Source organism: Clostridium sp. KNHs205 (assembly GCF_000702945.1).
In the GTDB taxonomy this organism is placed as follows: Bacteria; Bacillota; Clostridia; order Lachnospirales; family Lachnospiraceae; genus Anaerocolumna.
The window spans coordinates 2001990-2015957 of sequence record NZ_JNLE01000003.1 but is presented as its reverse complement, the minus strand read 5'-3'; the positions used below and the strand labels follow the sequence as shown (position 1 = coordinate 2015957).

Here is a 13968-nt window from a genome sequence, read left to right as displayed (position 1 = left end):
TTAAGTAGATCCGAATTATTTAGTTTTCTGCTTAGACGGAGGCATTTTTAACCTAATTTATCGCCTTTATTAACTGATTGCTGAGGTTGAATTAATACCACTCCCTTAGTGGAGTATATCCCAAGAACTAATACTTCCGACATAAAATCCGCTATCTGCCTTGGCGGAAAATTAACTACACCTAATACCTGTTTTCCTATTAGTTCCTCCTCTTTGTAACATTCTGTAATCTGGGCACTTGATTTTTTTATACCAATCTCTTCACCAAAATCTACCCATAATTTATATGCTGGTTTTTTAGCCTTATCAAAAAATTCAACTTTCGTAATTTCTCCTACCCTAATATCTAATTTTGCAAAATCTTCAAATGAAGCCATAACGATTCCTCCTGGATTGATTTAAGGTTCTTATATCAAACCTGCCTTTTGGTGATATTTCTAATTATATATCAAACAGAAGAAGCTTACAAATATGAAAGACACAATTCACACCGACACCAATGTGCTCCTTCGCTCCAATCAAAATTGGAAAATGCTTTCTAATTCCACTCTAACTGCGGTTGACAAATCCTTAAAACAATTTTAGAATTACATACAGTGCAATGCAATACTTTATCCTATTGCTGTGCTAAATCAACTTTAGGAGGTTATGACTTGAACAAGCAGCACAAATACCGCGATGCCTTTCTTGCGGCTTTCCCCTGTACCCTGCCTATCCTTACAGGTTTTGCATTTTTGGGCTTTGCCTATGGCTTACTTATGAGCACCAGCGGTTACGGACCTTTATGGTCTTTTCTTATGAGTTCAATTGCGTTCTGCGGCAGTATGCAATTTGTTGCAATCACTCTGTTAACCAGTCCATTTCAGCCCTTTCAGGCTTTTTACATAGCACTGATGGTTAATGCCAGACATTTATTTTACGGTCTTTCCATGCTGGAGAAATATAAAGGGATCGGAAAAATAAAACCCTTTCTAATTTATGTACTCTGCGATGAAACCTTTTCCGTAGTTAACAGTAAGGAACCACCGGAAGGAGTGGATAGAGCTTCTTTTTATTTCTTTGTTTCCTTTCTGGATTACTTCTATTGGGTATGTGCTTCGGTTCTGGGCGGTTTACTTGGCAGTGTGATACAATTTGAGACCAAAGGTCTTGATTTTGTATTGACAGCATTGTTCGTAGTCATCTTTATTGAACAGTGGCTGGAAGGAAAGAACCACTTTTCAGCAGTGTCCGGGATTATCTGCTCTATTATCTGTCTGGTGATATTTGGAGCAAAGAACTTTATCATTCCCTCCATGGTCTTAATACTACTGGTACTCACCGTTTATAGAAAATTCTACAAAGGAGACAAGCAGCCATGTACTTAACACCTCTTCAGACCTTTACCATCATAGCAGCAATTGCTCTGGGAACAATGCTTACCAGATTTCTGCCTTTTATATTATTTCCGGAAAAGAAAACACCCCCAGCGTATGTAACCTACCTTGGGAAGGTTCTCCCCTGTGCCATAATCGGCCTTTTGGTAGTCTACTGCATGAAGGGTGTAACTTTTATTCAGTCGCCTTACGGTATTCCGGAAGGTGCTGCTGTTTTATTTATTTTATTATTGCATGTATGGAAGAGAAATACTCTGCTTAGCATTGCAGGCGGTACAATTCTCTACATGGCTCTGGTACAGTTTGTATTTGTGTAAAAACAATGACGACGAAAGCTTAAAACTCTCTTTTTTCATATAATCGTACAGAGATAGCTGCGGACAATAAGAAGATTAATACATCCATTATCAAAATTGCCCATGGTTTACTGATGATTTTGTATAGGATCTGAAAGCTCTCCTCTGACTTACCTGCCATAAATGCTCCTATACCACCACCTAGGGCTGCCGTAATTACAAGAAACCATAATCTTGCTTTCTCTACACCAAGACGGAACATCAACGGAAGAAGTAAAGCAGGATATATAAGCCCAATACTCAGCATCAGGGTAATATACGAAATACTAAACATTTCCTCAAAATGCATACCAGCTAACTGCATGACAATTCTGGTACAGGCATAAAATATTGATATGCAAAATAGCATAACTACTACAATTAAATATTTGCTGATTACAAAGTCCTTCTTCTCATAAGGCATGGTAACAGCCAGGTTCTCCCATTTGTGCTTCTCGTCAATACCCATTAAGGTCATTGGCAGCATTGATATAAAGAGTACGGTGAAGGCCCCGAAAGAATCGGTTCCTGTAGAGGCAAGAAAGGTATACACAACAAGAAGCAGCAGTAATATTCTGCTTTGTTTCATTAAAACGTAATAATCCTTTAATAATAACCCTTTCATTATGCCACCTCCTTCTTCGTCATCAAGAGTATAATATCTTCTATTCCGGCTTTATCCAGATTGAAATCTCTGAGTTCCTTACTGCGTTTTACAAGGACTTCCGTGCTGTAAGCAGAACTTCGCTTACCAAGTATCTGCTCTTTGGGGATTCTTTTCAAATCCTCATTGCCGCAGCGAAGAATTGCATAGTCCTCCAGGAGCTGATCCTTCTCTTCACTGAATAGTACCTTGCCTTTATGGATAAAAGTTATATAATCACACAGCTTCTCCAGATCCGAGGTGATATGGGAGGAGATTAAGATTGTATGATTCTCCTCTCTGGTATAATCATAAAAAATATTCAATATATCTTCTCTCGCCATGGGGTCAAGGCCACTGGTGGCTTCATCCAGAATGAGCAGCTTCGCATTATGTGACATTGCTGCTGCAATTGACAGCTTCATCTTCATTCCTCTTGAGAATTCCTTAAAACTCTTTTTAAGGGGAAGTCCGAACTTCTCCATATAATCAAAAAACTGCTTTTCACTCCAATTCCTGTAGGTATATTTCAGACATTTATTAATCTGTACCGGTGTCATGCATTCGGGAAAATAAGCTTCATCAAGCACTACTCCAATATCTTCTTTGGTCCTTGTAAAATCCGTGTTGTTATCCTTCCCCAATACAGCTATCTCACCGCTGTCCCGTCTGATTGAATTCATAATTAGTTTGATAGTGGTACTTTTACCAGCGCCGTTCTCGCCGATAAGCCCCATAATTCCGCCCTGAGGAAGGGAAAAGCTGACATTATCAAGATTAAAACCCTTATAGGATTTATTAAGATTTTTTACTTCTAATGCATTCATAGGTTATATTCCTTTCTAATAAATCTTTTTTATTAGTACTTGTTTCTTTCTTTTTCGTCTTACTGTTATATTGTACTTCTTTTATTGTGCCTTTTACTTAAATACGTCTTCTTTTTTAATACGGCTTCTTTTTAATACGGCTTTTTTATAAGTCTTCTCTTTTCATAATTCTTTTTTCATAAATCTTCTTTTCAAGTCTTCTTTTTTGATAAAATCTTTTTCATAAGGCTTCTTTTTGATTTGTTTTTATACGTCATTTTAATACATTTTTTGTTATATCTTCTTCCCTTATAAGTCTATATTCCTTTAATTATTCGTGTAAATAATCTTTTCACTTTAATCAATCAGCTTCACTAAGGAGCGTGCGAAACATTTCTATCAGATCCTCATTTGTCAGGTTACAGGATACTGCCAGTCTTGCTACCTCCTGCATATGTTCTTCTATCTTCATCAGATTTTCTTCTCTTAGAAGCTCAACTCCTCTGGTGGCAACAAAACAGCCTTTTCCTGGAATGGTGTCAATATACCCTTCCCGCTCCAGTTCGTCATATGCCCGCTTTGTGGTTATAACGCTAATACGCAGATCCTTAGCCAGGCTGCGGATGGAAGGAAGCGCTTCGCCACTCTCCAGCTTACCTGCTATAATCATATCTTTAATAGATTTACATATCTGGTCATAAATAGGCACATTGGAGGAATTGCTTATTATAATATCCAATTAATCACTCCTATCTCATTGAATAAATTTCTTATTTCTGAAATTTGTTCATACTGTATATAAACAATATATACAGTATGAACGATTATGTCAAGACCTTTTTATTATTGTTTTTAAGATCATATAAAGAACCTGCATGGTAAATTGCTTATAAAATCGTATAAAGAATCTACATGGCAAATTTCTTATAAAATCGTATCAAGAATCTACATGGTAAATTTCTTATAAAATCGCATAAAGAAATCTACATGGTAAATTATTTACAAAATCGTATAAAGAATCTACATAATAAATTGCTTATTAATCGTATAAAGAATCTACATGGTAATTTACTTAAAATTAAATAGAGACTGGTAAGATGAAATGGCCCCCGGATTTCAGAAAAGAAATGTAAGATTGTAACAAATAAAGAAATATTATATAATGATAGAACACTTACTTATTTCATATTGATGGACAAAGGAGTACATTATGGATTTTAGTAAATTGCTGGAAACAAAAGAATATGAATTCTTAAAAACGGACAAGCATTTAGGTGATAAAATTATACTGCTGGGATTAGGTGGCTCATATGCTTATGGTACTAACATTAAGACCAGTGATGTTGATATTAGAGGCATTGCTTTAAATAGTAAATCTGATTTAATTGGTATGAGCAGTTTCGAGCAGAGAGTAAATGAAGCAACGGATACAACCATATATGCTTTTAATAAAATCATTGGTTTATTACTTAATACTAATCCAAATACAATAGAAATGTTAGGTTTAAAACCAGAACATTATCTGCTGGTAACTCCAATAGGCGAAGAATTGCTTGATAAAAAGAAATTATTCTTATCAAGAAGATGCATACATTCGTTTGGCGGATATGCTACGCAACAGCTTAGAAGATTACAGAATGCAATTGCCAGAGATACCTTAACACAGCCTGAAACGGAAGGGCATATCCTTAACACAGTAAAAGATATGTTATATGATATTAAGACAAGATATGAACAGTTTGAGGATGGTTCAATTCAACTATATATAGACAAATCGGTCAAAGAAGAACTGGATACGGAAATATTTATGGATATAGCTTTGAGCCATTATCCGCTGAGGGATTATAAAAACCTTTGGTCTGAAATGAACAATGTGGTCAAAGAATATAGTAAAATAGGCAAACGTAATAGTAAGAAAGATGAGTTACACCTCAATAAGCACTGTATGCATCTGATCAGATTATATATGATGTGTCTGGATATTCTTGAAAAAGAAGAAATTAATACCTATAGAGAGAAAGAACACGACTTGCTTATGGATATTCGCAGTGGTATGTATATGCATGACAATGGTAACATGAGACAGGAGTTCTGGGATTTATTGAATGAATATGAGAAGAGATTCAAATATGCTAAAGAAAATACGAGTTTACCTGAGAATCCCGATTATAAGAAGATAGAAGAATTTGTTATAAGTGTAAATGAAAGAGCAATCACAGGTGGGTACTAGAAGTTTAGCTCTTACCGTTAAAGATTGTTTCCGTATAGAGAGTTTCTATATAGAGAATTTCCGTATAGAGAATTTCTCTATAGAGAATTTCTGCATAGAGAATTTCTGCATGGAGAATTTCTGCATGGAGAATTTCTGTATAGGTGGAATTACCAATAGAATCAAATGTGCTGTAAAACCCGGTTTTTAGAATTGATTACGAAGGAGTAAACCATGGATTATAGAATTGCTATTGAAAAATACAAGCCTGTTAATGAACAGGAAGCACAGGATAAGAAGGTTATCCTTGAATATATAAAATATTTCGGAGATAATGTATTACTACGGGATAACGAAATTGCACACATTTCCAGTTCCGGCTTTATTATGAACCGTACCCTGGACAAGGTATTATTGGTACACCATAATATCCGAAATGTATGGTCCTGGACCGGTGGACATGCTGATGGTGATAAGGATATGTTATATGTATCAATAAAGGAAGCGAAGGAAGAAACCGGCCTGACCCAAATAGAACCTCTGTCAGAAGATATAGCCACTGTTGACATCCTTCCCGTATTCAGGCACAGAAAGAACTCCAGGTTCGTCAATGCACACCTGCACCTCTCTGTTGCTTATATCCTTATAGCAGAAGAAAAAGCTGCCCTTCATATCTGTGAAGAGGAAAACACTGGGGTAGACTGGTTTTCAGTTGATAAGTTTACAAAGGAATACTTTTCAGAAGATGATCTATATCTGTACAATAAATTAATTACCTTTGCACGTAGTCTTTCGAAATAAGGAGGGTTAGATGAATTCCTATGAATTGACGGTCAAAACAAATTATTACCTGATTAAGGGCGGTACTCTGACACAGCGGCAGTCGGAAAAAATAGTAAATCAGCTGCTTTCTTCTATCAGCAGTGATACAGTTGCAAGAAATTTTTACAGAAGTGTCAGATATCCTGATAACTCTGATAAGAACGGGCATAAGATGTATCCGTTATACTTTATACCGCCCTACAATAATGGAATGAAATTAAAGACACTTCTGTCGCAGACTCCAAAGACTCACATCCTTGCAGCTAATTCCTACGAATTAGAAATTCTAAGACTGCTGGTGCTTCTTACTGTCAATAACGACGCTGTAAAAGAGATGACAGCGCAAACTCTTGCCAGGCTTCGTACCACCTGTTTTGGGAACGAAGATGACGGGGTCGGTGAATGCTACGAAACCTCTTTAATCGTGCTTCGGTTTCTGGCAGCCGCAGCGCCTCATGAAACCGTTTGGATAAAAGAGCGCCTGACAAATTATCACAAATACTACGATAGTAAACACAGACATTGGAGTGTTAAATGGTATTACCTGCTGTGCTTATCCGAACTGCCTGTTTGTATCGCAGAACAGGAACTTAAGTGTTTGAAAGCAGAATTATTAGAGCAGCTAAACAGTGGCTACCCTATGAAAACAGCAAATGCCAAAACTTTTCATCCTATCCTGTTATGTATTTTACGTAACTGCCTTTCAAGATTACCTGAATATGAATATTTATCTAATAATATCCCTAAAGTAAATGAAGCTGATGGTCGGTTGCAATTACAAGTAGCTTCTGTCTTTGAGCCAATCCACTGAAGTTCTCAGGCTTTCTGCTGTTTTTGTTTCCAATACACATCTGCTGCCGGTCTCCTCGGCCAGGGAAAGTCTTTCTGCCAGATTGATTTCTCCCTGTCCGAGGGTCATATGGTTCTGTTTTCCTGCTCCATCATGGATATGAAAATGTTGCAACCTGCTTTTATGTTCTATCAGAAATTCCTCGTCTATGTCTTTTGCAGCATGGGAATGGCCGATATCCCAGGTCAGTGTAAATACCTTGCTGTCAAGCAATAATTCAATCCCCTCTTTTTGAAAAGGCCGAAATCCGTCCGTATTCTCCAAAGAAATTACAAGGTTTGAATTTCCTATAACCCTCTGGCAGTTATCCCGGAATATCTCCAGTTTCTTTAAATAGATATCCTTATACTTATCATAAAGATAAACCTTCTTATCCGGCAGGGTAATGTAGATACCACTATGCATATGCATATTCAATAACGGCACCTTTAGCGCCAGAGCTGCTTCAATGGTTTCATAGACAGTAGCTTCATAAGCTTTTGCCACTGCCTGGTTAAATTCACAGACATTTAAATTCTCCTCGAGATGAATGGTATAGTAATGGCTATACTCCTCGGATAACTCATTAAGATACTGGGTTTCTTTCAGCTGCTCCAGGGTGTATTGGGGCAGGTTCATGTTTAGCTCAATGAAATCAAGCCCTGTTGCCTTACAAAGTCTTGCATTTTCCACCAGCGTATCATATTCAATTAAGGTAGGCATTCCAAAATTCATATTTTATCTCCTGTATATACTTGCAGAACATATGCTGTATACATATGTTCTGCAAGTTTTGTACCGCTCATTTTGATTGATTCATATTAAACATATGACTCCATTAAGCAAGCTGGTCCCCAGCGTTGTGGTCTCAATTATTTAGGCTACTCTTGTTCTAAAAATTCAGATACTTTCTCTCTTATAAATGAAAGAAGCTTTGGATCCACCGCTTCCTCTTCCTTTTCAGGAACAAAAGTATTCGTTAAAATATCACCGTTAAGCAAGGTCTTGTACCAGGTCAATGCAAGGGCATAACGTCCGTAGGGTATATTCATATGAAAGCCGTCCCTGCACAGGCTCATTCCGCCATTACCATAATCAAACTCCGGCAAACTTCTTAAATACTGGATAACATCACCGCAGGGTATGAGCTTTGCCGAAAGCTTTTTGGCTGCTATATCATATGCCTTTGTAAGTTCTGCATACATCTTTTCCTGACTTTTATCATAATATCCATATTCTCCATGATTCGAATCCTTCTCATAAGCCCAGGTTTTGTGAATCCACTGCTTCGCACCCGGTACCAGGCTGCTTACATATTTAGAAAGTTTTTCAAGATAGGGATTATAGCTGTCCGGAAGGCCGCTTAAACCGCTGCACTGCTGTAATGTTACCACATCCCAGTTATCTTCAGAAAGTGCCTCCTGAATGGATATCTTCCTGCCGGTATACTCTCCGTTTATCTGGTAATCATAATCTGCTATGTTTCCTTCTACATTTTCCTGGTGTCTTTGCAGGGAACAGCCTCCGATATAGAGATTTACTACCTTGATTTCATCCCCGCCGGCTTTTGCTATCTGATATAGATATGCTGTTGCATCCTCTGAGAAACTGTTTCCGATAGCCAATATTTTCATAACAAAATCCTCCTTATAATATCCTTAACACCATCATACTGCAATATAGTGCAAAAGGAAAGTACAAGGAGGATTTTTATTTTATTGGAAATTAGTTTTTTTATTGGAAATTAGATTATTAATATGACTAGTAGAATAATGAATATTACAAGAAGCTTTATTGGTAATTGAAGATCCTTAATTGTAAATCCTTAACTGAAATTTTCAAATTAATTTTATTTGAAATGAGATAATCAGACAATCACTAAGCAAGGAAGAGGCAGTCTGCCTTTCTTATGAATAAATAATGACAGTAAGATAACCTGTCATGCAGGTCTCTTCCTTGCGAACTTATTGGGATAATAGACTAGAAATTACGCAAGATTATCTTTCATCTTGCTGAAAACTTTTAAGATTACTAACTGTTCCTCTTCAGTAATGCCTCCAAGCGCTTGTTCCAAGAGAGCGATTACAAGAGGTTCTGTTTCTCTGTAGGTTCTTTCACCTAAGAGTGTCAGACTGTAAATGTGTTTCTTCTTTTCTTCCGATACATCAATGATATAGCCTGCTTTTATCAGCTGTTTTATGTTCCTCATCAGGGGATTGGCTTTTATATATTGGCATTTTTCAATATTTTCAAAAGCATTGGGACCCTCATGGAACAAATAATAGACTACTGCATATTGGTTACCGTCTAGATGGTAAGCAGACAGACAATTGTTCAGCCGGCTGATGTAAGAATTATAAAGCGCAACGTACTGACCGAAAAAATTGATATGTGGCTGCATAAGCTCTCCTATATAAGCTATTTATATATAAGCATGAATAAATTCAACCACTTTCAAACATTAAAATGCCGTAAATATACTTTCAAACATTGAAACGCCACTAAAATATACCTTTTTAATTTTTGAAAGCTGAACTTGCTTTATTCAACTTATATAGTAACTTTTAAAGGATAGCATATCAATTTCATGATGTAAAGATATAACCTTAAAAACTTTCTTCTCTTTCCATGACAAAATCATCCATAACAAAGCCGTTTCCGATATCATTTACCTGAGTACGTATCTTCCTGAAGCCTAATTTTTCATAAATATTTATACTGTTACTATTATTACGATTTACAGTAAGCCATATTTTTTTCAGTTTGTTTTCTTTGCAGACAGCTTCCAGAAAACCCATGGCCGCTTTCCCAAAGCCTTTTCCTCTGCATTCTTTTCTAATATAAAATTTGCTCAGAAACAATGATGGTATATCTTTTTCTTCTATTTTTATACTTATAAAACCTGCTATTACACCTTGGTCTAAGAGCAGATAATAACCATAGCCCTCTTTCTCAATCTGGGCTGTAATAGCTTCCTTACTCTGAAAACGCTCCACCATATAATCTATCTGTTCTCTTGATATTATGGTGATATAATGCTCCTGCCAGATTTCCGCTGCGGCTGTGGCTATCTGTTCAATGTCTTTTTCTGTTTCTGCTTTCTTAATTTGTAAGCTCATCTTGACTCCTCTTATTGTATTATAAGAAACTTCTGCTTTCATTTTCTTTTTATGGTCTTATCTGCATCCTCTAACAATTTATCAATGGAATACTTATGGGAGCGGCATATCCTTTTTAGAGAAAACAAAGTATCCTTATCTTTTGTAATTCGATTTAAACCATAATCACAGGTTAAGGCTGCCTTGAATCCCAGTTTTTTTATTATTTCAATGGTTTCATCACTATACTCGCCATAAGGGATGGTAAAGGTCGTCGGTGTATTACCGGTCATTTCTGTTATCTCCTGCTGCAGTTTCATAACATCCTCAGAAAGAACTTTTTCATACTCTTCTAAGGATTCTCCCTTCTTCTGCTTGCTGCCGATTCTTCCTCCGCGAGACTTATGAAGGTTATATGTATGATTCTGGATTTCTATTAGTCCTGATTCCAGCATTTCACATAAGAGCGGCCAGGTTAAATGGGCATATTCCAGATGATCATCTCCCACTCTTGTAAAATCATCCGTACTTTTTCCGATTATGGACAATACAATTTTCATGTCGTACTCCTGCATAATGGGATAGGCATACCGATAGGTGGTAAGATAGCCGTCATCAAAAGTCAGCATTATGGGTTTTTCAGGAAGGGGCTTATCTTCATATACATATCCCAGAAGATCATCCATTGTTATTGTGGTATAGTTATTCTCTTTTAAGTACTTTAAATCACTTTCAAATTCGTTGGGATTTATGATATCCTTACCGGAATTTGATTTTTTGATATCATGGTACATTACAATTGGGAGATATATACTCTTCTCCGTATTATCCACCTCTTCCACAGTTTCCTTGGAGGAGGTGGCAATCTGCCCCGGCGAAATATTAATCAATGGAATTGTCAATATAATAAGCAGAGCTATTAATGCAGCGGAAATAATAACATATTTTCTATTAGACATATACAAGCACCTTAAAACCGATTAATACAATATATGTTTATCTCCTTGCTTTATCCCAGTTAAATTACTTCATATCCTCTACGACTGCATTTATCAGAAGACTTAAATCACTGGAGGCCTTTTTGGCAATTTCTATTACTCGTTCGTGAGAATGCTTGACCTTCTGTATTCCTGTTGCCATATTGGTTATACAGGCAATCCCAAGAACTTTTATTCCAAGATAATTGGCTGCTATAGTCTCCGGTACAGTGGACATTCCTACTGCATCTGCTCCATGATTCCTGATCATCCGTATTTCAGCAGCGGTCTCATAATACGGTCCCTGAAAGCCTGCATACACTCCCTCTCCGTAAGGAATAGAAAGCCTCCCTGCTGCATTTCTTGCTATTTCCAGGAGCTCTAAGTTGTAAGGCTCTGTCATATCCGGGAATCTTGGCCCAAATCTTTCATCATTAACTCCAATCAGGGGATTGGAAGGCATCAGATTGATGAAATCTTCAATTAACATTAATGTTCCCGGTGAGAAGCTTTCCTTAATACCTCCGCAGGCATTGGTCAGTATCAGGTTCTTGATACCAAGTAATTTCATTACAAAGACTGGATAAGTCACCTCTTTCATGGAATATCCCTCAAAAAAATGAAATCTTCCCTGCATAATGAGCACTGGTGTTCCTTTTAATTTGCCTATTACCAGGCGTCCGGCATGTCCTGCAACGGTAGACTGAGGAAAATAAGGGATATCTTCATAATTGATGATTTCTGTTTCTGTGAGGGAATCTACCAGGTCTCCAAGTCCTGAGCCCAGGACAATAGCAATGTCCGGTGATAATTTTAACCTGTTTTTTATATATTCTGCTGATTGCGCTACTTTCTCGTACATAGGATCCTTTCTTTCGTTACTGAAGCTTCAATATAATTGTTCATTTCAGTATTTAATGTGTTATTCTTAAATATAGTTGCATTGGTTAATATTATAAGATATTTTCTCTAAGTTTACAAATCGGAATTCGTACTGCTGGATAAAATCATAATTTTCTCAGCAACTCAATACCTGGCACCAATGAAACAGTAATTCTTTTATATATCATTTAACATATTAAATTTTAGATAGCAAGGTATATTTTAATATTTTTAAGTTCAAAATAAATATATTTAATTTTAATATTAATATTATTAATTTTATTATTGACATATGGAATTATAAATAGTATATTATAAATAAATCAGACAAAAGGAGGTATTTTCCATGAAATATAAAGCTCCCGGAATATGTCCTGTCTGCGGAGAAAAGCTCACGATTACCAAGTTAGGCTGTCCAAGATGTCATACCTCCCTGGAAGGAGATTTTGAACCTTGTGAATTCTGCAGACTCCCGGAAGAAGATCTTTTATTTGTTAAAGTATTTATCAAATGCAGAGGAAATATTAAAGATGTAGAGAAAGAACTTGGAATCTCTTATCCTACCGTAAGAGGTAAACTGGATACTGTTATAAGAAATCTTGGTTTTGAAGTACCGGCCAAAGAATCGGCAAGAGATCTGGAAGTTTTAAAAGAAGCAAAGAATGAAATTCTTGAGCAGGTTTCCAGAGGAGAGCTTTCACCCAAGGAGGCTGCCGAACGTATTAAGAAACTGAACTCTTAAAGATAATGGACTCTTAGTTAATGAACTCTTAAGAATTTAACTCTTAAAGATTATGAACTCTTAGTGATAATGGACTCTTAGGAATTTAACTCTTAAAGATTATGAACTCTTAGTGATAATGGACTCTTAGGAAATTGACTCTTAAAGATTATGAACTCTTAGTGATAATGGACTTTAAAAGAATTGGAAGTTTTAATAATCAGAAATCAATATAGTTTGTAATTCATAAGTATTTTTATTAGATTGGAACAAATATGAACATAGAAACTGTATATTCAGTTTCTCGAAAATATGATATATTAAATGGGAGGTTATAACATGAACGAACAACTTAAAATTCTTGAAATGATTGAAAAAGGCCAGATAACAGCTTCTGAAGGAATGGAATTGCTGGAAGCCTTAGGAACTGCCAAAGAAACTGACAGTACCCCGGAAACTGTAGCTTATCCTGCCACCAGAAAGACCAATTACAAATTTCTGCGGATAAAAGTTTCTGCAGATAAAAAGTCGTTAAACGTCAATGTTAATGTTCCCCTTGGCCTTATCACTACGCTTGGTGAAGTTGCAGGAAAGATTATGGTCCACATTCCTGCTGAGGCCAGAAGTAAAATGGAGAGTAATGGCGTAAATTTATCTGAAATCGACTTCTCCGGTATTATCAGAGAATTGATCAATGGCACTTTAGATGATCCTAATATCGTGGATGTTGAGGTATGGGATGACGAAAGTAACGGAAATATCCGGGTAAAGATTTATGTTGAGTAAGCTCTACCCGGTCTTTTGGATATCAATAAGGATTCGGGAAGAAAAGAATTTTTCACTTTCACTTCCCATATCCCTTTTTGTAATAGATGAACTGTTAGATTGTATCCAGGATCTTCTGTCTATTGCCGTTTGGTTCATGCCGGATAAGAAGCTTAAGCTGTCAGACAATAAAAATATAAATCTACCCCCACATAGCTTCTCCCCCGCTGCCGTATCTGAAATGTTAAAAGGCACCAGAGTTCTTTTAAAATCACTTAAAACCAGTGAATCCTATGATTTGGTTGATGTGACTACTGACAATGTACGGGTATTGATTAAAATGCTTTAACCATAGTTCTCAAACGCTGGTAAATGTCAGAAGTCTGCGCTTTTTTGGCTAACCGGTAGTGAGGGTTTCACAGTAAGGTATAAGAAGTCCTGATTCCCTGAATATTTTAGGAATATTCAGAGGAAAGGACTTCTAATACCTTTCTTAGGCGCATTC

At 36.5% G+C, this 13968-nt stretch carries 18 protein-coding genes; 8 read left to right on the top strand and 10 right to left on the bottom strand.

What is annotated here, in order from left to right; genetic code table 11:
- Positions 1 to 47 precede the first annotated feature (47 nt).
- Positions 48 to 377 carry a tRNA-binding protein gene (locus tag BR73_RS0108545; protein WP_033165193.1) on the bottom strand — a complete coding sequence of 110 codons (330 nt, stop codon included), beginning with the start codon at positions 375 to 377 and terminating at the stop codon, positions 48 to 50.
- Between the two features lie 276 nt (positions 378 to 653).
- Between BR73_RS0108545 and BR73_RS0108540 the strand changes: the two genes are divergently transcribed.
- Together BR73_RS0108540 and BR73_RS0108535 are read left to right on the top strand one after the other, a co-directional pair.
- On the top strand, positions 654 to 1367 hold the full coding sequence (locus tag BR73_RS0108540) for an AzlC family ABC transporter permease (protein ID WP_033165192.1): 714 nt from the start codon (positions 654 to 656) through the stop codon (positions 1365 to 1367).
- A complete protein-coding gene (locus BR73_RS0108535; RefSeq protein WP_033165191.1) occupies positions 1358 to 1693 on the top strand; it encodes a branched-chain amino acid transporter permease in 336 nt (111 codons plus the stop codon). Before BR73_RS0108540 ends, BR73_RS0108535 begins: the two co-directional genes overlap by 10 nt.
- A 19-nt stretch (positions 1694 to 1712) precedes the next feature.
- On the opposite strand, the gene BR73_RS0108530 is transcribed toward BR73_RS0108535, so the two are convergent.
- The 3 genes from BR73_RS0108530 to BR73_RS0108520 all read right to left on the bottom strand — a co-directional run bounded on the left by BR73_RS0108530 (position 1713) and on the right by BR73_RS0108520 (position 3899).
- Positions 1713 to 2336: an ABC-2 transporter permease gene (locus BR73_RS0108530; RefSeq protein WP_033165190.1), complete on the bottom strand. Its 624-nt coding sequence runs from the start codon at positions 2334 to 2336 to the stop codon at positions 1713 to 1715.
- On the bottom strand, positions 2336 to 3181 hold the full coding sequence (locus BR73_RS0108525) for an ABC transporter ATP-binding protein (protein ID WP_033165189.1): 846 nt from the start codon (positions 3179 to 3181) through the stop codon (positions 2336 to 2338). The genes BR73_RS0108530 and BR73_RS0108525 overlap by 1 nt, the downstream gene beginning before the upstream one ends.
- Positions 3182 to 3521: 340 nt before the next feature.
- Positions 3522 to 3899, bottom strand: a complete 378-nt coding sequence (locus tag BR73_RS0108520; RefSeq protein WP_033165188.1) for a GntR family transcriptional regulator — start codon at positions 3897 to 3899, stop codon at positions 3522 to 3524.
- Positions 3900 to 4370: 471 nt separating this feature from the next.
- Here BR73_RS0108520 and BR73_RS0108515 point away from each other — a divergent pair, with 471 nt between their 5' ends.
- The 3 genes from BR73_RS0108515 to BR73_RS0108500 all read left to right on the top strand — a co-directional run bounded on the left by BR73_RS0108515 (position 4371) and on the right by BR73_RS0108500 (position 7002).
- Positions 4371 to 5390: a nucleotidyltransferase domain-containing protein gene (locus BR73_RS0108515; RefSeq protein WP_033165187.1), complete on the top strand. Its 1020-nt coding sequence runs from the start codon at positions 4371 to 4373 to the stop codon at positions 5388 to 5390.
- Between the two features lie 213 nt (positions 5391 to 5603).
- Positions 5604 to 6170: an NUDIX domain-containing protein gene (locus tag BR73_RS0108505; protein WP_033165185.1), complete on the top strand. Its 567-nt coding sequence runs from the start codon at positions 5604 to 5606 to the stop codon at positions 6168 to 6170.
- 10 nt (positions 6171 to 6180) lie between these two features.
- Positions 6181 to 7002, top strand: a complete 822-nt coding sequence (locus tag BR73_RS0108500) for a hypothetical protein (RefSeq protein WP_033165184.1) — start codon at positions 6181 to 6183, stop codon at positions 7000 to 7002.
- On the opposite strand, the gene BR73_RS0108495 is transcribed toward BR73_RS0108500, so the two are convergent.
- The 6 genes from BR73_RS0108495 to BR73_RS0108470 all read right to left on the bottom strand — a co-directional run bounded on the left by BR73_RS0108495 (position 6967) and on the right by BR73_RS0108470 (position 11957).
- A complete protein-coding gene (locus BR73_RS0108495; RefSeq protein WP_033165183.1) occupies positions 6967 to 7755 on the bottom strand; it encodes a TIM barrel protein in 789 nt (262 codons plus the stop codon). The two genes, BR73_RS0108500 and BR73_RS0108495, sit on opposite strands and share 36 nt — an antisense overlap.
- 146 nt (positions 7756 to 7901) lie before the next feature.
- Positions 7902 to 8654, bottom strand: coding sequence for a DUF4886 domain-containing protein (locus tag BR73_RS26710; RefSeq protein ID WP_051685064.1), 753 nt, complete (start codon positions 8652 to 8654; stop codon positions 7902 to 7904).
- Positions 8655 to 9007: 353 nt separating this feature from the next.
- On the bottom strand, positions 9008 to 9421 hold the full coding sequence (locus BR73_RS0108485; RefSeq protein WP_033165182.1) for a MarR family winged helix-turn-helix transcriptional regulator: 414 nt from the start codon (positions 9419 to 9421) through the stop codon (positions 9008 to 9010).
- A gap of 205 nt (positions 9422 to 9626) precedes the next feature.
- Positions 9627 to 10139, bottom strand: a complete 513-nt coding sequence (locus BR73_RS0108480) for a GNAT family N-acetyltransferase (RefSeq protein ID WP_033167231.1) — start codon at positions 10137 to 10139, stop codon at positions 9627 to 9629.
- Between the two features lie 38 nt (positions 10140 to 10177).
- Positions 10178 to 11077, bottom strand: a complete 900-nt coding sequence (locus BR73_RS0108475; protein WP_033165181.1) for a polysaccharide deacetylase family protein — start codon at positions 11075 to 11077, stop codon at positions 10178 to 10180.
- A 64-nt stretch (positions 11078 to 11141) separates the two neighbouring features.
- Positions 11142 to 11957 (bottom strand): purine-nucleoside phosphorylase, encoded by an 816-nt coding sequence (locus tag BR73_RS0108470; RefSeq protein WP_033165180.1) that lies wholly within the window; start codon positions 11955 to 11957, stop codon positions 11142 to 11144.
- Between the two features lie 366 nt (positions 11958 to 12323).
- On the opposite strand from BR73_RS0108470, the gene BR73_RS0108465 reads away from it, so the two are divergent.
- The 3 genes from BR73_RS0108465 to BR73_RS0108455 all read left to right on the top strand — a co-directional run bounded on the left by BR73_RS0108465 (position 12324) and on the right by BR73_RS0108455 (position 13812).
- On the top strand, positions 12324 to 12719 hold the full coding sequence (locus BR73_RS0108465) for a DUF2089 domain-containing protein (RefSeq protein WP_033165179.1): 396 nt from the start codon (positions 12324 to 12326) through the stop codon (positions 12717 to 12719).
- A gap of 318 nt (positions 12720 to 13037) precedes the next feature.
- The gene (locus tag BR73_RS0108460) at positions 13038 to 13484 is read left to right on the top strand and encodes a hypothetical protein (protein ID WP_033165178.1); all 447 of its coding nucleotides are present in this window, start codon (positions 13038 to 13040) and stop codon (positions 13482 to 13484) included.
- Complete coding sequence (locus BR73_RS0108455) at positions 13474 to 13812, top strand: hypothetical protein (protein WP_156034654.1); 339 nt, start codon at positions 13474 to 13476, stop codon at positions 13810 to 13812. The genes BR73_RS0108460 and BR73_RS0108455 overlap by 11 nt, the downstream gene beginning before the upstream one ends.
- Positions 13813 to 13968: the final 156 nt, after the last annotated feature.